The organism is Bacillus sp. FG16 (assembly GCF_057809515.1).
Genome location: NZ_JBMDKC010000108.1, coordinates 1 through 18962 on the forward strand (window position 1 = coordinate 1; position 18962 = coordinate 18962).

At 35.3% G+C, this 18962-nt stretch carries 16 protein-coding genes, 1 pseudogene and 2 riboswitches; of the genes and pseudogenes, 14 read left to right on the forward strand and 3 right to left on the reverse strand.

Annotated elements, in window-relative coordinates; all coding sequences use genetic code 11:
- The first annotated feature begins 226 nt into the window (after positions 1-226).
- From tsaE to tsaD, 4 genes are read left to right on the forward strand one after another with little or no spacing between them, the layout of a single operon-like run.
- Positions 227-700, forward strand: coding sequence for a tRNA (adenosine(37)-N6)-threonylcarbamoyltransferase complex ATPase subunit type 1 TsaE (gene tsaE, locus ACODS7_RS26685; protein WP_243169092.1), 474 nt, complete (start codon positions 227-229; stop codon positions 698-700).
- Positions 681-1373, forward strand: a complete 693-nt coding sequence (gene tsaB / locus ACODS7_RS26690) for a tRNA (adenosine(37)-N6)-threonylcarbamoyltransferase complex dimerization subunit type 1 TsaB (protein ID WP_243169091.1) — start codon at positions 681-683, stop codon at positions 1371-1373. The genes tsaE and tsaB overlap by 20 nt, the downstream gene beginning before the upstream one ends.
- 14 nt (positions 1374-1387) lie before the next feature.
- Positions 1388-1831: a ribosomal protein S18-alanine N-acetyltransferase gene (gene rimI, locus ACODS7_RS26695; RefSeq protein WP_029441459.1), complete on the forward strand. Its 444-nt coding sequence runs from the start codon at positions 1388-1390 to the stop codon at positions 1829-1831.
- Entirely contained in the window at positions 1831-2847 is a 1017-nt protein-coding gene (gene tsaD / locus ACODS7_RS26700; protein ID WP_000414595.1) for a tRNA (adenosine(37)-N6)-threonylcarbamoyltransferase complex transferase subunit TsaD, read from the forward strand. The genes rimI and tsaD overlap by 1 nt, the downstream gene beginning before the upstream one ends.
- Positions 2848-3331: 484 nt before the next feature.
- On the opposite strand, the gene ACODS7_RS26705 is transcribed toward tsaD, so the two are convergent.
- Positions 3332-5266, reverse strand: a complete 1935-nt coding sequence (locus tag ACODS7_RS26705) for an ABC-F family ATP-binding cassette domain-containing protein (protein ID WP_243169090.1) — start codon at positions 5264-5266, stop codon at positions 3332-3334.
- Positions 5267-5452: 186 nt separating this feature from the next.
- Between ACODS7_RS26705 and ACODS7_RS26710 the strand changes: the two genes are divergently transcribed.
- Positions 5453-6082 carry a redox-sensing transcriptional repressor Rex gene (locus ACODS7_RS26710; protein WP_000372699.1) on the forward strand — a complete coding sequence of 210 codons (630 nt, stop codon included), beginning with the start codon at positions 5453-5455 and terminating at the stop codon, positions 6080-6082.
- A gap of 29 nt (positions 6083-6111) precedes the next feature.
- Here the strand turns inward: ACODS7_RS26710 and ACODS7_RS26715 are convergent, their stop codons facing one another.
- Both ACODS7_RS26715 and ACODS7_RS26720 read right to left on the reverse strand, forming a co-directional pair.
- Positions 6112-6303, reverse strand: coding sequence for a YdiK family protein (locus ACODS7_RS26715; protein WP_001246204.1), 192 nt, complete (start codon positions 6301-6303; stop codon positions 6112-6114).
- Positions 6300-7049 (reverse strand): CPBP family intramembrane glutamic endopeptidase, encoded by a 750-nt coding sequence (locus ACODS7_RS26720; RefSeq protein WP_064531572.1) that lies wholly within the window; start codon positions 7047-7049, stop codon positions 6300-6302. Before ACODS7_RS26720 ends, ACODS7_RS26715 begins: the two co-directional genes overlap by 4 nt.
- A 391-nt stretch (positions 7050-7440) precedes the next feature.
- On the opposite strand from ACODS7_RS26720, the gene groES reads away from it, so the two are divergent.
- From groES to ACODS7_RS26765, 9 genes and pseudogenes are all read left to right on the forward strand, one after another.
- Positions 7441-7725 carry a co-chaperone GroES gene (groES, locus tag ACODS7_RS26725; RefSeq protein WP_000917311.1) on the forward strand — a complete coding sequence of 95 codons (285 nt, stop codon included), beginning with the start codon at positions 7441-7443 and terminating at the stop codon, positions 7723-7725.
- Positions 7726-7763: 38 nt separating this feature from the next.
- Positions 7764-9398, forward strand: coding sequence for a chaperonin GroEL (gene groL / locus ACODS7_RS26730; RefSeq protein ID WP_243169089.1), 1635 nt, complete (start codon positions 7764-7766; stop codon positions 9396-9398).
- A 265-nt stretch (positions 9399-9663) separates the two neighbouring features.
- Positions 9664-10344, forward strand: a complete 681-nt coding sequence (locus ACODS7_RS26735) for a hypothetical protein (RefSeq protein ID WP_243169088.1) — start codon at positions 9664-9666, stop codon at positions 10342-10344.
- Between the two features lie 372 nt (positions 10345-10716).
- Positions 10717-11673: pseudogene (locus tag ACODS7_RS26740) on the forward strand (hypothetical protein); the annotation flags it as partial.
- Between the two features lie 2 nt (positions 11674-11675).
- Positions 11676-12620 carry a reverse transcriptase domain-containing protein gene (locus ACODS7_RS26745; RefSeq protein ID WP_243169094.1) on the forward strand — a complete coding sequence of 315 codons (945 nt, stop codon included), beginning with the start codon at positions 11676-11678 and terminating at the stop codon, positions 12618-12620.
- 257 nt (positions 12621-12877) lie between these two features.
- Positions 12878-12979: riboswitch (purine riboswitch) on the forward strand.
- Positions 12980-13143: 164 nt separating this feature from the next.
- Positions 13144-14682, forward strand: coding sequence for a glutamine-hydrolyzing GMP synthase (gene guaA / locus ACODS7_RS26750; RefSeq protein WP_373371774.1), 1539 nt, complete (start codon positions 13144-13146; stop codon positions 14680-14682).
- Between the two features lie 155 nt (positions 14683-14837).
- A riboswitch (purine riboswitch) is annotated at positions 14838-14939 on the forward strand.
- Between the two features lie 129 nt (positions 14940-15068).
- The gene (locus tag ACODS7_RS26755; RefSeq protein ID WP_000833096.1) at positions 15069-16394 is read left to right on the forward strand and encodes an NCS2 family permease; all 1326 of its coding nucleotides are present in this window, start codon (positions 15069-15071) and stop codon (positions 16392-16394) included.
- Positions 16395-16539: 145 nt separating this feature from the next.
- Positions 16540-17241, forward strand: a complete 702-nt coding sequence (locus ACODS7_RS26760) for a response regulator transcription factor (protein ID WP_000929891.1) — start codon at positions 16540-16542, stop codon at positions 17239-17241.
- Positions 17225-18730 carry a sensor histidine kinase gene (locus ACODS7_RS26765; RefSeq protein WP_243169086.1) on the forward strand — a complete coding sequence of 502 codons (1506 nt, stop codon included), beginning with the start codon at positions 17225-17227 and terminating at the stop codon, positions 18728-18730. The genes ACODS7_RS26760 and ACODS7_RS26765 overlap by 17 nt, the downstream gene beginning before the upstream one ends.
- Positions 18731-18962: the final 232 nt, after the last annotated feature.

The window sequence follows — 18962 nt, forward strand, 5'->3', positions numbered from 1 at the left end:
TGCCTGCCTGTCACGCAGGAGATCGCCGGTTCGACCCCGGTCGGGACCGCCATTTTATATAAAGAAAAGAACGAAACAAGTTGTTTCGTATTTTTTTATTTGTTTTAACAAAAAACTAATAAAGACAGTCAAACTATCCTTAGGACAACTCCTAAGGACTTTTTTATATATTCAAAACCTGTATAATAAAGAGCAGAGAACATTGTGAGTAAAGTAGGTGAAGTCTGTGAGAAAATATGAAGTAACAACAAAATCTTCTGAGGAAACACAAAGATTATCAGAAAAACTAGGTGAACTCGTAGAAGCACAAGATGTAATTATTTTAGAAGGAGATCTTGGAGCTGGTAAGACGACTTTTACAAAGGGACTAGCAAAAGGTCTTGGAGTGAAAAGAGTTGTAAATAGTCCTACCTTTAATATTATTAAAGAATATAAAGGAAGATTACCGCTATATCATATGGACGTGTATCGCTTAGCAGAAAGCGAAGAGGACTTAGGCTTTGATGAGTATTTCTACGGTGAAGGAATTACGGTAGTGGAATGGGCTCATTTAGTAGAAGCATATTTACCGAATGAAAAGTTACAAATTAGTTTATTCCATGCGGGAGATGACACAAGAAAAATTATACTCGAGCCAATTGGAGATCGCTATATTAGATTATGTGAGGAGCTATTACAAGATGAAAGTACTAGCAATTGATACTTCAAATTACGTAATGGGTGTATCCCTTATTGAGGAAGGAAGCGTGATTGGGGAAATCATTACAAATTTGACGAAAAACCATTCTGTACGTCTTATGCCAGCTGTAGAGCAACTGTTAAAAGAATGTGGTGTAAAACCGAAGGAATTAACTAAAATCGTAGTAGCTGCTGGACCTGGATCATATACAGGTGTTCGCATAGGCGTGACAGCGGCAAAAACATTAGCTTGGTCACTTCAAATACCAATTGTAGGTGTATCAAGTTTAGAGGTAGTAGCTGCAAACGGTGCTAACTTTAATGGGTTAATTTGTCCTTTATTTGATGGAAGACGTGGGCAAATTTATACTGGATTATATACATATGAAGGAGAGCAGTTAACTTCAATAGAAGAAGACCGAATTATTCTTATTGTGGACTGGTTGCAAATGTTAAAAGATAAAGGACAGCCTGTTTTATTTATCGGTAATGATGTTAAATTGCATAAAGAAACAATTATAGAACATTTAGGTGATCAAGCTGTATTCGCTCCTTTTACTAAAAATAATCCAAGACCAAGTGAGCTAGCATTCTTAGGATTACAAAAAGAAGAACAAGATGTGCATACGTTTGTTCCAAGCTATCTTCGTTTAGCTGAAGCTGAAACAAAGTGGTTGGAAAGTCAAAACAAGTAGGGGCCTTGCAGAAGATGGATATGATATTTAGAAAGATGGAACTTGATGATATTGCTCAAATTGTAGCTATTGAAGAAGTATCTTTTTCAACTCCTTGGACTGCAGATGCCTTTCACCGTGAAATAACGATGAATGAACATGCACATTATATTGTGTTAGAAAAAGATGGTCGTGTAATCGGATATTGTGGATTGTGGATAATTATTGATGAATCACATATAACAAATATAGCTATTTTGCCAGAATACCGAGGTCAAAAATTAGGAGATGCCTTATTGAAAGCAGTTATTTCAGAAGCGAAAGAACTAGGAGTAAAAACAATGACGCTTGAAGTACGTGTATCAAATGAAGTAGCAAAGCAGTTATACAAAAAATACGGATTTCAAAATGGTGGAATTCGTAAACGATACTATGCAGACAATCAGGAAGATGGTCTTGTAATGTGGGTGAATATATAATGGAAAAAAATACGATTATACTTGGGATTGAAACGAGCTGTGATGAAACAGCGGTAGCGGTTGTTAAAAATGGAACGGAAATTATTGCGAATGTCGTTGCATCACAAATCGAAAGTCATAAACGTTTTGGCGGGGTTGTACCAGAGATTGCATCCCGTCATCATGTAGAAGAAATTACAGTTGTGTTAGAAGAAGCTTTAAAAGAAGCAAATATCACATTTGATGATATTGATGCAATTGCTGTAACAGAAGGGCCTGGTTTAGTAGGAGCACTTCTAATTGGGGTAAATGCAGCGAAGGCAGTAGCTTTTGCACATGATATTCCGCTAGTCGGTGTTCATCATATTGCTGGTCATATTTATGCGAACCGTTTAGTAAAAGAAGTTCAATTCCCGCTATTATCACTTGTTGTATCTGGTGGGCATACAGAACTTGTTTATATGAAAGAACATGGTTCATTTGAAGTAATTGGTGAAACGCGAGATGATGCAGCTGGAGAAGCATATGATAAAGTAGCTCGTACGTTATCTATGCCATATCCAGGTGGTCCGCATATTGATCGTCTTGCACATGAAGGAGAACCAACAATTGATTTGCCTCGTGCATGGCTAGAACCGAATTCATATGATTTTAGCTTTAGTGGATTGAAATCAGCAGTTATCAACACTGTGCATAACGCGAAACAACGTGGTATAGAAATTAAACCAGAAGATTTAGCGGCAAGTTTCCAAGAAAGTGTAATAGATGTACTTGTAACGAAAGCAGCTCGTGCAGCAGAAGCTTATAATGTAAAGCAATTACTTCTTGCTGGTGGAGTAGCTGCTAATAAAGGACTTCGTGCGCGATTAGAAGAGGAATTTGCACAAAAAGAAAACATTGAACTAATTATTCCACCGCTATCTTTATGCACAGATAATGCAGCAATGATTGCAGCGGCAGGGACAATTGCGTATGAACAAGGCAAGCGTGCAACATTAGCCTTAAATGCGAATCCAGGATTAGATATTGAAGCATAGTTATGCACATAATTAACCACAGCTTGTGGATAAAACCCATATTATCTGTTGATAATGTGGGTTTTGTTGTGTATACGAAGTGTTGATAACTTTTTTGTTAGTTGTGGATAATGTGGAAAAGCTGTTTTAGTAGCTATTTTATAAAGGTGGATATGTGTATAAGTTTGTGGATAAACTAGATGAAGTCTGACCTTTGAATGTATTGTTTTTCGGGAAATAAAAAGTAAGAAGATATCCCTGAAAAACATTTTGAAATATCCCTCCATTATAGAGGGTGCTGATATTGTCAATCCTTGTCGGTAAATCGATATTTCGTGTCGAATCGTTTATATATATAAGGTTACGATAGATGTATTTGAAAAATCGTTGATATATCCCGAGTTACCATTGATATATTCAAAAAATTATTTATGTACTTAAAAAAAGATGTCGCATAGTCAGAAATCATGACTGATGAGACATCTTCCTTATTTATTAAATACTCTTATACATGTAGCTCTTCCCATTCTGCCATACAAGTTTCAAGTTGTTCTTGTAGCGTTTGTTTTTTAGTTGTAATTTCACTCGCTTTTTCATAATCTGCATATATTTCTGGTAAGCAAAGTTGATCTTCTAACGTAGCAATTTCTTCTTCTAAGTTTACGATGTTTTGTTCTAGTTCTTCAATTTTTCGAGTGCGTTGACGTTCTAATTGTTTACGCTCTTTTTCTTCGAGATAATTTAATTTTTCTTGAGCTACAGTTTTTTGAACAGGTGCCTGATTTTCTTGCTGTTCTTGTTGTTCAAATGCTGCGCGTTCAATCATTTCATTTTTCTTCTCCACATAGTAATCGTAATCCCCTAAATATTCCTGTGCACCTTCTGTTGATAACTCAACCACAGTCGTTGTTACACGGTTAATAAAGTAGCGGTCATGTGAGACAAATAGAAGAGTCCCTGGATAATCAATTAAAGCATTCTCTAAAATCTCTTTACTATTTAAATCAAGGTGGTTCGTAGGCTCATCCAGAATTAATAAATTTGACTTTTGCATCATAAGTTTCGCAAGAGCTAATCGAGCTTTTTGTCCACCACTAAGGGAAGATACTGGTTTCAGTACATCATCTCCTGTGAATAAAAAATTCCCAAGTATAGTACGGATTTCTTTTTCAGGTTGCAGTGGATATTCATCCCATAGTTCATTTAAAACCCGTTTAGAAGATGTTAAGTTTGCTTGCTTTTGATCATAATAACCAACAGATACATTTGATCCGAAAGAAACATCACCATTTAATAGTGGTAACTTATTCACAATAGATTTTAATAATGTAGATTTCCCAATTCCGTTTGGACCAACTAAAGCAACACTATCTCCGCGAGTTAAGCGCATAGTTACGTTTTCAATTATAGGGTCCTCATCATAGCCAATGGTTGCATCCTTTACTTGTAAAACATCATTTCCACTTTGCTTTTCAATATCGAAGTGGAATGATGCTGACTTAGAATCACCTAATGGTCTCGTTAATAATTCCATTCTGTCTAGTTGTTTACGGCGACTTTGAGCACGTTTCGTTGTAGAGGCGCGAGCTATATTCTTTTGAACGAAGTCCTCAAGTTTTGCGATTTCATCTTGTTGTTTTTCGTAACGTTTCATTTCTTGCTCGTATAAGGCTGATTTTAAGTCTAAATATTTACTGTAGTTACCAACAAATCGTCTGCTTTCTTTATTCGAAATTTCATATACTTGTGTAACGAGTTTGTCTAAGAAATAACGGTCATGTGAAACGATTAATATTGCGCCAGGATAACCTTGTAAATATTGCTCAAGCCATGTTAATGTTTCGATGTCTAAATGGTTTGTAGGCTCGTCCAAAATAAGTAAGTCTGGTTTTGTTAATAATAATTTCCCAAGAGCTAATCTTGTTTTTTGCCCACCGCTTAAAGTAGAAATCGTCGTCTGGTGCGTTTCAACTGGGAAGCCAAGGCCGCTTAAAATGGAGCGAATATCCGCTTCATATTGATATCCACCTTGATCTTTATAATTGAGTTGCAATTGGTCATAATCAGCTAACAATCTTTCATATATAGCTTCGTTTGAAAAGTTTTCTTCTTTGCCCATTTCTTGCTCAAGCCTTCGAAGTTTTGTCTCCATTTGCTGTAAGTGGGTAAAGACGGTTAGCATTTCATCCCAAATTGTTAAAGACGTTTCTAGACCGGTATTTTGAGCTAAATACCCGATTGAGACATCTTTCGGTTTTATAATTTCGCCACCATCATGTGATAACTCACCAGCGATAATTTTTAATAATGTAGATTTTCCAGCTCCATTCCTTCCAACTAATGCGATACGATCTTTTGTTTGTACTTCCAATTTTATGTTTGCAAGAATTGTTTCTGCACCGTATAATTTCGAAAGTCCATTTACTTGTAATAAAATCAATGTTTTCACCTCAAATAATTTCTTAACTTTGCCATGTTTATATTTCTCAATCATACTAAAAATAGTGTATAGTTTAAAATAAGAGAGAATACTTCTTCTCTTTATTATACAAGGAATTTAATGAGTGCTAAACTTCTGTATTTGATTAAAGTATATGAATAAAGATAGGAAGAGAGGAGAGGTCATATGGATCAGCAAAAGATTCCACAAGCCACTGCTAAAAGATTGCCTCTATACTATCGATTTATCCAAAACTTATCTCTTTCTGGTAAGCAGCGTGTTTCATCGGCCGAATTGAGTGAAGCGGTAAAAGTAGATTCCGCAACAATACGAAGAGATTTTTCGTATTTTGGAGCGTTAGGGAAAAAGGGATATGGATATAACGTAAATTATTTATTATCATTTTTCCGCGAAACACTTGATCAAGATGATATAACGCGTGTAGCACTTATTGGAGTAGGTAATTTAGGGACCGCTTTCTTACATTATAATTTCACGAAAAACAATAATACAAAAATTGAAATGGCATTTGATGTTAGTGAAGAGAAAGTTGGAACAGAAATCGGGGGCATTCCTGTATACCATTTAGATGAATTAGAAGAGAGATTATCAAATGATATACAAGTGGCAATATTAACAGTACCGGCTACAGTAGCACAAGCTGTAGCAGATAGATTAGCTGAAACGAGCGTGCATGGTATTTTGAATTTCACACCAGCACGATTAAACGTATCAGAGAATATTAGAATTCATCATATTGATTTAGCTGTAGAGTTACAAACATTAGTTTACTTTTTGAAAAACTATCCACAATAAAACGCAGAGGAAGCGACCTCTGCGTTTTATTATTGTTTCTTCTTTGTGAATTTAACTAATATAAGGCGAAGTGCCAAATTAAAATCAATTGTTGCCATAACTGCAAATAGTATTGTCCACACATTCCAGATTGTATCTGTCACGTTCGTAATGGCGAAGCGTGTAAAGATACATCCAAGAAGGAAGTATAGTGCAGCCATGAACAATGGTGAGTTTCTCATACAAAAAATCCTCCGATAAAGCCTTGCATTTTTTCAGCTTCTTTAATCATTTCTTGAATTTGCTCATTGCTCATAAAAATTTGCCCAATAGCGACTAATGTATTCATCGCAACATGAGCTGCAATCGGAACGATAATACGCTTCGTCTTCACATATAAGAAGGCGAATACGAGCCCCATAGCAGTGTATACCAATAAGTGAGTAAAATCAAAATGGATTGCTGCAAATACAAGCGAACTAATGATAGCTGCAATAAAGAAGTTAAACTTCTTATAAAGTGTACCAAATAAAATTTTTCTAAATACGATTTCTTCCAAGATAGGTCCGATTATAGATACGACAATAAGGAACCAAGGTGTCGTTCTTGCAATTTCCATCAGTTTCATTGTATTTTCTGAACCTTGTTTAATTCCTAGCAGCTGCATCTCGATCATACCGGCAACTATTTGTGAAAAGAAAGCCAAGAAGAAGCCGATGAAAATCCATCCAATAGTAGCTGGAACAGAAGAGCGCATTGCATCTAAATGCCTGTCACGAATGTCTGTTCTAAGTAACCAAAGAACGATACATAATGCAACAAAGAAGCTAATAATCGCCCAGTGTCCCGTTATGATTTGTCCTTTTTCCTCCATGGTAAATCCTCTATTATCATAGAGTCCTGTTTTTAGGAGAAGTGGTAATCCAACAATTCCAGATAACTGCATTAAAATGTATGTAACGATAATCCACCAGTATTGTTTCTTCAAATAGTTTAACCATCCTTTCTAACTCTAGTGTATGAGATGAGGTAGGATAACATGTAAATATGTTATCTACGATATAAACTTTCATTCGAATTATGATTTTTTTGTAAATCCGTATTTGAAATTAAAGTAGGAGACAGGAAAAAGTTGTACGTTTAGCGAAAACAACTTAGGGTGTCTTTCATATTGTAACATACGAGTAGGGGAAACAACGATTCATATAGTAAAGGCAGTATTCTATATAGAAAGTTTATATAGTAATTTGCGAAAAAATTATGATTTTTTTACTTGCAAAAGAAATTGAGATTATTTATTATTATAAGTGTGTTAGCACTCGGGTGACTTGAGTGCTAATAAATAAAATTTACATAACAAAATGAGGAGGTTATTGTTCATGCTAAAGCCATTAGGTGATCGCGTTGTAATTGAGCTTGTTCAAGCAGAAGAAAAAACAGCAAGTGGTATTGTATTACCAGATACTGCAAAAGAAAAACCACAAGAGGGTAAAGTTGTTGCAGTAGGTACTGGTCGAGTGCTTGAAAATGGTGAGCGTGTTGCTTTAGAGGTAGCAGCAGGTGATCTTATCATCTTCTCAAAATATGCAGGTACTGAAGTGAAATATGAAGGTACAGACTACTTGATTTTACGTGAAAGTGACATTTTAGCAGTTATCGGTTAATTATATAAATCTTAAAAAATCCAAGGGGGTCAATTATTATGGCAAAAGATATTAAATTTAGTGAAGAAGCACGTCGTTCGATGCTTCGCGGTGTCGACACTCTTGCAAACGCAGTAAAAGTAACGCTTGGACCAAAAGGTCGTAACGTTGTACTTGAGAAAAAATTTGGTTCACCACTTATTACAAATGATGGTGTAACAATCGCAAAAGAAATCGAATTAGAAGATGCATTCGAAAACATGGGTGCGAAATTAGTAGCAGAAGTTGCTAGCAAAACAAACGATGTAGCTGGTGACGGAACAACAACTGCAACTGTATTAGCGCAAGCTATGATTCGTGAAGGTCTTAAAAACGTAACAGCTGGTGCTAACCCAATGGGTCTTCGTAAAGGTATCGAAAAAGCTGTTACTGCTGCAATTGAAGAATTAAAAACGATTTCTAAACCAATCGAAGGCAAATCTTCTATCGCACAAGTAGCTGCTATTTCTGCAGCTGACGAAGAAGTAGGTCAATTAATCGCTGAAGCAATGGAGCGCGTTGGTAACGACGGCGTTATTACTTTAGAAGAGTCTAAAGGATTCACAACAGAATTAGACGTAGTAGAAGGTATGCAATTTGATCGTGGATATGCATCTCCTTACATGATTACTGATTCTGACAAAATGGAAGCAGTTCTTGATAACCCATACATCTTAATTACTGACAAAAAGATTTCTAACATCCAAGAAATCTTACCAGTATTAGAGCAAGTGGTACAACAAGGTAAACCACTTCTTATCATTGCTGAAGATGTAGAAGGCGAAGCTTTAGCTACATTAGTAGTGAACAAACTTCGTGGTACATTCAATGTAGTAGCTGTTAAAGCTCCTGGATTTGGTGACCGTCGTAAAGCAATGCTAGAAGATATCGCAATCTTAACTGGTGGCGAAGTAATCACTGAAGAATTAGGTCGTGACTTAAAATCTGCTACAGTTGAATCTTTAGGACGTGCTGGTAAAGTTGTTGTTACAAAAGAAAACACAACTGTAGTTGAAGGTATTGGAAATACAGAGCAAATCGCAGCTCGCATTGGTCAAATTCGTGCGCAATTAGAAGAAACAACTTCTGAATTCGATCGTGAAAAATTACAAGAGCGTCTTGCGAAACTTGCAGGTGGCGTAGCAGTAATTAAAGTCGGTGCAGCAACTGAAACTGAGTTAAAAGAGCGCAAACTTCGCATTGAAGATGCACTTAACTCAACTCGTGCAGCAGTAGAAGAAGGTATCGTTGCAGGTGGTGGTACTTCACTTATGAACGTATACACGAAAGTAGCTTCTATCGTAGCTGAAGGCGACGAAGCAACAGGTATCAACATCGTACTTCGCGCACTAGAAGAGCCAGTTCGTCAAATCGCAATCAACGCTGGTCTAGAAGGATCTGTAGTTGTAGAGCGTCTAAAAGGCGAAAAAGTAGGCGTTGGTTTCAACGCAGCTACTGGCGAATGGGTTAACATGCTTGAGTCTGGTATCGTAGATCCAGCTAAAGTAACTCGTTCTGCACTTCAAAACGCAGCATCTGTTGCAGCTATGTTCTTAACAACTGAAGCTGTAGTAGCTGACAAGCCAGCACCAAATGCACCAGCAATGCCTGACATGGGCGGCATGGGCATGGGCGGTATGGGCGGAATGATGTAATAAGCATCACTCTGTAAAGCTGTGCAATTTATAAATAGTTAATTAGAAGAAGGCTACTTCCTTGATGAGAGGAGGTAGTCTTTTGTTGTTTAAATATATATTTAAAGGTTTTAAGCTGATTAGCTTAAAAATACGGGTGGAAGAGTTATCTTTAAAATGGATTATGTTTTTTTTTACATATGTATTTTATAATTGAATAGAAAATTTTTATTATTAATTAGAGATTATGTTTAAGTCGCTATTTACAGAAAAGGAGATTAAAAGAGTGGATTCGAATTGGTTGAAATATTTAGATGGATTATATAAAAGTAAGCGGACTCAAGAGACTGACTCATCATATTTCTTTTACCCCCGTACATCTTTAAAATCCTCTAAGGAGAAGATAGAATTTATTACTCTTAAACAGTTTCATACCAAATTCATATTTGGTGATGAATATGGACGGAGGGTGTATTTAACAGATGCGGATATTGTAGGTCTAATCGCGCAATTTAATGAAAAAGATTTTTCTTTGGTAATCGAAGCTTTAAAGAAATTATATAAGGCTGAAGAGGAACAAATTTTTGAGTTTAAAATTGAAAATAAAAGTTTTTTTATTCCGAAGTTACCCTTTGAAGATGAAATTTTGGATTATTTTAAGCAAATTGATATAGTGACTAAAGCTGATATTACGATTAGTTTTTATGATTTCATTGTTTTGTTAAATTTAATTATAGAGAAGGAAAATCTTGCGGATCAAAATAAGGGATTTAGAAAGAAAAGACAAATTATTAAATATATTGTCTTATCTAGCTTTTATCGTAATGGAGATTTTCGCGAAATTCTGGAAACGGAAGGATATGACATATCCTCAGAAGATATACATGGTGTATATACAAGTAAAACAATACAGAAAAAAATTGATCTTGTATTTAATAAGCTTAGTCTATTTGAAAAAAATTTTTAGTATGTTAAAATAAACTTGAGCCCTAGAACAGCTTTTAGCTACCTTAGCGTTTAAGGTTAATGCATTGAGAAAATGTTAAATTTTCAAGACTTGCGTCTTAATTGTGAGAAATGCATTTTCATTTTCCATAACCATGAGCCTACGCAAATCTTTGCTCCGGCTCAGAACATGAAAAAGGAAAAAGCATATGCAATAAATTTATTGGAAAATTTAAGTAGGGCTCTTTTTATCGTTGGAGGTTAAAGACTTGAATAATGATACTATAAAATATGTATTTAAAAATCATGCTAACATACCTGAACCTTTGCAGGTTTTTTTTTATGTGGGAGTTTTTATGATAAAGGGAATCAAGTTAATCTTGATAAGAGAAAAGTACTAAGAAAGTTTATAGAAGAAATAAATCCAATGTTTAAATGTCTAATTTTAGAGGATAATTTTTGTTTTCGTAAAGATGATTCCTTGCTAAATTATAAGGATATAAATTTAGAAGCTTTAAAAGATATTGAAGTTTTGACAGGCTTAATGAGTGAACAAATTATTATTGTACATGAGAGCATTTCTACAGCTGCAGAATTGGGCTTGTTTTCTGGTAATAAATTCATTGCACAAAAAATTCTTTTGCTTACTCCTGATTATTATGGTGTAGAGGAAGAGTTTATTTCAGGGTTCATTAAATTAGCTTTTAATAATGAATTTTTCCCTAAATACAATATGGAAAATATTGTTTATTACCCGCGAGTTAAAAAAATAAAGATCTCTGAAAATAAAAGTAAATATCATACGTATTTTGTTGGGAATGAAATACCTATTAATCTACAAACCAAGCTATTACCTAAATTACGAAATGAGCCATTAAAAATAATATTTAAAAAAGTTGAATTAAAACAGGAAAAAAAAGAAGGGCATGTTTACTATGAAATAGTAAATGGAAAAGGGAATGTTTTTCTAACGCCAAAAGTTTTAATTTCTTTACTTATGTCAATAATAAGTATTGATGTAATTAAAAGGAAATTGAGAGCGGCCCGCTCGATTAGGTATTTTACAAATGAGTTGGATAGGGAATTTAAAAAGATTATGATGGAAACTTTGAAAAATGAGTCTGGTATTGAAAGTATAGAAAAGTTCGACTTGAAAATATTAGGTATAGATGTAGTTCAAAAAGTTGCAATTTCATATTTTGTCTATGTATTAAAAGGTATAGATTTTATTGAAATACCAAAAAATGATGGAGAAACATTAACTATGCGTACTGAGTTTTTAGGTGCTATTAGTAAATATTCTTCTGCGGTTGGTAGATTAGAATCGAATCTGGGGGTGTTAGATTCGTGAAAATGCAAAATGAATGGTATAAAGAAAAATATATAAAGCGTAAGAATAAGGTTAGAAAAATTATTACTTATAATGATGAATCGGTTAGGGAAAAACACTCTCAAATTAATCGGATTTTAAATGAAAAACTCATGTTTTCTAAATTTTCCAAAGCTTATATTAAAGGAACATCAATATTTTATAATGCTAAATCGCATATGTATAATGATATTTTTATATGTATAGACATAAAAAAAATTTTTAATAATATTGATCATAAAATTTTACTCCAAACGCTTTATTATGAGCTTAATAAAACTGAAGAAAATGTAATTAAGTACGGACGGGTAGAGCTGAAGAAGTTGATAGAAGTATGTTCCATCTCTTCTAAAGGTCTACCGTTAGGTTTGATTACTTCACCGGCACTAGCAAATATATACCTAAAAGAGTTTGATAATATATTATATGGTAAGTTGAAAAAGCTGCAACTTAATAATGTGATATACACAAGATATGCCGACGATTTGACAATTTCATTCAAATATATTGAGGACTATTTATCGATAAAAGATGTAATTATTAATGAAGTTTCTAAGTTGCTTAAACGTTATCGATTGGAAATGAATGATAAAAAAGAAAGGATTATAAATTTAAATAAATCTAATCATGTTAGGATAACGGGAGTAAGTATTGTTAAAAATGTGGATAATTACAGGCAGATTTCTGTTGGAAGAAAAGTTAAGAAAGAATTATTTTATAAAGCAATTAATGCTTACTTAACATTTCAAGAAAATCCATCAAGAATGGATTTTCTTGAAATGAAGAGAATAAAAGGTATGGAATCTTTCATTCTCTCTATTGAAAAAAATGGATATGAGTCATGTTACTCTGTGGGCATGATGAGGCAACTTGAAGAGCTGAATTTTAATAATTTGCATGATTTAATAAATAGTCTGCCGATTAAATAAGCCTTTATATTTAAAGGATTTCATTGGAGTGCACGAATATCGTATATGAGAAGTTAAATTGCAAAAAGCTGATTTTGAGTAATATATTTTGTTTTTAACCTGATTTATAAAAATGGTGAATTTTTACTGTATCTTGATTGTGAAAACTAAATAGTTAATGATAATAAAGGTGATATAGTGAGAGAGAATTTAATTTCTGTAGAATTTTGTCGCTTTCTCTCTTGACCATATTGATACTTCATTGTTAGAATCTAGGAAGATAATATAAAACGATCCTTCATATATCCTCAATGATATGGTTTGAGAGTCTCTACCGGGTTACCGTAAACAACCTGACTATGAAGGCAGTGTGTCTTATATTTATAAAGAGCGGAGACTATCTTTCTTTATAAAGCCAGACCCCTGCCTTTTCTTTGTTATGAGACTAGAGGCGGAGGACTGGCTTTTTTTATTATATTGGTAATGCTTTTCGCCAAATTGGTGAAAATATTTATATACGAGAACTAACGTTGGGGTGATTATTTTGAAGAAACAACACGATACAATTATCGTTTTAGATTTTGGAAGTCAATACAATCAGTTAATAGCACGTCGAATTCGTGAGTTCGGTGTATACAGTGAACTTCATCCACATACAATTACTGCAGAAGAAATTAAAGCAATGAATCCAAAAGGGATTATTTTCTCTGGTGGACCAAATAGTGTATACGGTGAAGGTGCATTACATTGTGATGAAAAAATCTTCGAACTAGGTTTACCGATCTTCGGTATTTGTTACGGTATGCAGCTTATGACACAACACTTCGGTGGTAAAGTAGAGCGTGCCAACCACCGTGAGTACGGAAAAGCTGTTCTTAAAGTAGAGAACGAATCAAAATTATATGCGAACCTTCCAGAAGAGCAAGTTGTATGGATGAGCCATGGCGACTTAGTAACTGGTTTACCTGAAGGATTCGTAGTAGACGCAACAAGTGAGTCTTGCCCAATTGCTGGTATGAGCAATGAAGCGAAAAACTTATACGGTGTACAATTCCACCCAGAAGTACGTCACTCTGAGCACGGTAACGATTTAATTAAAAACTTCGTATTCGGCGTATGTGGTTGTTCTGAAGGATGGAACATGGAGAACTTTATCGAAGTAGAATTAGAAAAGATTCGTGAAACTGTTGGAGACAAAAAAGTACTATGTGCACTTAGTGGCGGCGTAGACTCTTCTGTTGTAGCAGTATTAATTCATAAAGCAATCGGTGATCAGTTAACATGTATTTTCGTTGACCACGGCTTACTTCGTAAAGGTGAAGCAGAAGGCGTTATGAAAACATTTAGCGAAGGCTTCCATATGAACGTTATTAAAGTGGATGCACAAGAACGTTTCATGAACAAGTTAAAAGGTGTAGAAGATCCAGAACAAAAACGTAAAATCATCGGTAACGAATTCATTTACGTATTTGATGATGAAGCATCTAAATTACAAGGTATGGACTTCCTAGCACAAGGTACACTTTACACAGATATCGTTGAGAGTGGTACAGCAACTGCACAAACAATTAAATCTCACCATAACGTTGGTGGACTTCCAGAAGACATGCAGTTCAAATTAATTGAGCCTTTAAATACGTTATTTAAAGATGAAGTACGTGTATTAGGATCTGAACTAGGAATTCCTGATGAAATCGTATGGCGTCAACCATTCCCAGGTCCTGGTCTTGGTATTCGTGTATTAGGTGAAATCACAGAAGAGAAATTAGAAATCGTTCGTGAATCTGATGCGATTTTACGTGAAGAAATTATTAAAGCAGGATTAGACCGCGAAATCTGGCAATACTTCACGGCGCTTCCTGGTATGCGTAGCGTAGGTGTTATGGGTGACGAGCGTACTTACGATTACACAGTAGGTATCCGTGCAGTACCATCGATCGATGGTATGACAGCTGACTGGGCACGTATCCCTTGGGACGTACTAGAGAAAATCTCTGTTCGTATCGTAAACGAAGTAAAACACGTTAACCGTATCGTGTATGATGTAACGAGTAAGCCACCAGCAACTATTGAGTGGGAATAGTATTGTAATAAAAAAGATCCATCTATCATTCATGAATAGATGGATCTTTTTGTTTTCGTTGTTAATACGAACGAAAATATAAAAAAATATAAAAATGTTCGCTTTTAAATTGACAAAAATACATTCAAGAGTTAATATGAGTATGTAATTCAAACGAAAAGTGAATATTATGCCGTCGTATAATATCGGGGATATGGCCCGAAAGTTTCTACCTAGCTACCGTAAATGGCTTGACTACGAGGCGTTTGTATAAAGATGAGGGGAAACTTGTCTTTGTTTATAGAACGCTTCCATGTATATATGCAATGGAAGCCTTTTTTATTTCTCGGGATAAAAGAGGGCTAGGAGAAATACGGCGAGTAATCATATAACGGGGGAAACGTAAGATGAAACGCTATTTTCAGTTTGATGAACTCGGTACAAATTATAAAACAGAGTTCATAGCAGGGTTAACGACATTTCTATCTATGGCTTACGTACTATTTGTCAATCCTGCTACGCTGTCGCTTGGAAATGTTAAAGGGTTACCAGCAGGTACAGGGATGGATCCAGGTGCAGTATTCGTTGCTACGGCATTAGCGGCAGCAATCGGTTCGTTAATTATGGGTATTTTCGCGAAGTATCCAATTGCTTTAGCGCCAGGTATGGGAATTAACGCGTTCTTTGCTTATACAGCAGTGTTAACGATGGGGATTCCGTGGCAAACGGCCATTGCCGGAACATTAATGTCAGGTATTATCTTTATTATTCTTACTGCTTCAGGTATTCGTGAAAAAATCATTAATGCAATTCCATCGGAGTTAAAGTTTGCAGTAGCAGCAGGTATTGGATTATTCATTGCTTTCCTTGGATTCCAAAATGCCGGAATTATCGTGAAAAATGATGCTGTTCTTGTTGGGTTGGGGGACTTAACAAAGGGCACAACGTTACTAGCAATCTTCGGGGTTGTTACGACAATCATCTTCATGATTAAGAAAGTTAATGGTGCAGTATTTTACGGTATGATTCTTACAGCGATCTTAGGAGTGGCAACAGGATTAATTGATACTCCGAAAGCTGTAGTGGGAGCAATACCGAGTCTAGAACCAACGTTCGGCGTGGCGTTAACGCACTTCGGAGATATTTTTACAGTTCAAATGGGGATTGTTATTATAACGTTCTTCTTTATCGATTTCTTTGATACAGCAGGTACGCTTGTAGCGGTTGCGAATCAAGCTGGATTAATGAAGAACAATAAATTACCACGTGCAGGAAAAGCATTATTTGCAGATGCGATTGCGACTGTAATTGGTGCGATCTTGGGTACATCAACAACAACGTCTTACATTGAATCGTCTGCAGGGGTAGCAGCGGGAGGACGTTCTGGATTTACAGCAGTTGTAACAGCAGGATTCTTCTTACTGGCACTATTCTTCTCGCCATTACTAAGTGTTGTAACGCCAGCTGTAACGGCACCAGCTTTAATTATTGTAGGAATATTGATGGTTTCTTCCTTAGGGGAAATTGATTGGAAGAAATTCGAGATTGCAGTACCAGCATTCTTTACAATTATCTCTATGCCACTTACGTATAGTATCGCAACTGGGATTGCGATTGGATTTATCTTCTATCCAATTACAATGGTTGTGAGTGGTCGTCGTAAAGAGGTTCATCCGATTATGTATGTTATGGGAGTTTTATTCGTACTATATTTCATCTACGTTCGTAAATAAAAGGGGTTTTTTAAAAGGTCTAGACTTAAGGGGAGTCTAGACCTTTTTTGCGTCTTCAGAAAATCTTAAGGATTTCCGAGCGTTTTTCTTCAGAAGTTTTCCTATAATAGAAGTTAGGGATTAAAAAAGTAATGGGGGAGATATTGTGGCACACGAAACAATACTTGTCGTAGATGATGAAAAAGAAATTCGGAATTTAATTACAATCTATTTAAAGAATGAAGGATATAAAGTATTACAAGCAGGGGACGGAGAAGAAGGGCTACGTTTACTGGAAGAAAATGAAGTGCATCTAGTCGTATTAGATATTATGATGCCGAAAGTAGATGGTATTCATATGTGTATGAAAGTAAGAGAATCGAAAGAGATGCCTATTATTATGCTTTCTGCGAAAACGCAAGATATGGATAAGATTTTAGGATTAACAACAGGAGCAGATGATTACGTAACGAAGCCCTTTAATCCATTAGAGTTAATTGCACGAATTAAATCTCAGTTACGCCGTTATATGAAAATGAATGGTTTTGCTATTCAAAATGAGGACGAGCTAGAAATTGGAGAGATGAAAATAAACATCTCGACCCATAAAGTTATTGTAGAGGGAGAAGAAGTGAAACTAACCCCGAGGGAATTTTCAATTTTAGAATTGCTAGCTAGAAATCCAGGTATGGTGTTTAGTGCGGAGCAAATTTATGAAAAGGTGTGGAACGAACGATCTTTCCAGTCTGATAATACTGTAATGGTGCATATTCGAAAAGTACGTGAAAAGATTGAGGAGAATCCAAGGAAGCCTAGATATATAAAAACAGTATGGGGAGTGGGGTATAAGATTGAAAAAGATATTTAATCCGTTTACTTATGTTAGGAAAATCCGAGAATTGATTGGAAAGATAGTAAAAAGTGTGAAACGAAGTGTACGAATTCAACTTATTACTGCGTTTACTGCTTGTGCCTTATTAGGGCTTTTGTCAGCAAAGGCAGCAGCGCCGTTTTTTGAGAATGCGAATCGGGAGGCTACGATTGATTATCGGGCTGGTATGGAACAAATTAATCATCAGGCTCAAGGAGCGGCAAATAGTTCGGTTCATGAAAATAAATTAGAAGCCATATCAAATATGATTGAAATGGAGAACCAAAATTTAGAACAAGGGTCTAGAGCTTTAAAGATATTGGTTACTGATGAAAGTGGTAAAGTTTTATATAAAACAAAGCAGGCACAAGAAGAACAAATTGATTTGCACAATACAATTCGTAATGCAGCGTCATTTGCGATTAATTATACAGATGGTAGAAATGTATTTGAAAGTACAAGAAAAGAGTTTATATCTTTTTCACCTATTACTATTGAAGGAAAGAATTTGTACATGTTTGTTAGCGGAATTCCAGAGGGAGAGGTAATGTATGACACACAAGAAGGACCATTCCCATTTTTAATTGGTGTCCTTGTATTCATTTTCTCTTTCTTCTATATAACAAAGAGAAAGATGAAGCAGATTGAAGCAATGGCAGAAGGTGTAAAGGAAATAGAAAAAGGAAACTTAGCGTACCGCATTGAGAAGAAAGGTGAAGATGAGATTGCGTCTTTAACTGAGAATATTAATAATATGGCGGAAGAGCTTATGAATAATATAGAAAAGGAACGTAAATTAGAGAAGCAGAAGAATGAGCTTATTACGAATGTATCTCACGATTTACGTACACCGCTGACTTCTATTATGGGTTACTTGCGATTACTTAGAGATTCTAAATATGAAAATAAAGAACAACATGATGAGTATACGAGAATTGCTTTTGCAAAGTCGGAGCAGTTAAAGAATTTAATAGAAGATTTATTTGAGTATACGAAGTTAACAAATGAGCAAGTTATATTAGAAAAACAAGAGGTTTGTATAAATGAGTTACTCGAGCAATTAATAGAAGAGTTAGTGCCGCAGGCAGAAGAGCATGGGCTTACGTTTGTTAAGAAGTTTTCTGAGGAACGTACTTATGCAGCGATTGATTCGGAAAAGATGGTCCGTGTATTTGATAATCTATTAATGAACGCGATTAAGTATAGTAAAGATGATGGGGAGATAAAAGTTTCTCTTCAAAGGCAGCGCCGGAATATACAAATTGTAATTGCGAATCATAGTGAAGAGTTTACGAGAGAAGAGTTAGGGAGTTTGTTTGAACGTTTCTATAAGAAGGATCAATCTCGAAGTAGAGTAACAGAAGGTTCTGGACTTGGGCTTGCGATTGCGAAAAGTATTGTTGAGTTGCAAGGTGGCAGTATTCGAGCGGAATATGAGGATGGTATTATTCAGTTTATTGTCTCGTTACCAATTATAGAAAAATAATAAATGAATAGAATGGTATATGATAAAAAGGCTTATTTTAAAGGGGATAAGCCTTTTTATATTTTTTTAGAAAAACATGTTGACGATTAAGGTTTAGAAGTGTAATATAGGACAAGTCGCCGATGACATTAACGTCGAAAGCGGCAAACGAAATAAAAAACTTAGTTGACATTAACTAATGAAGATGTTAACATAAGGAAGTCGCAAATGAGCGACCAAGTAGTTCTTTGAA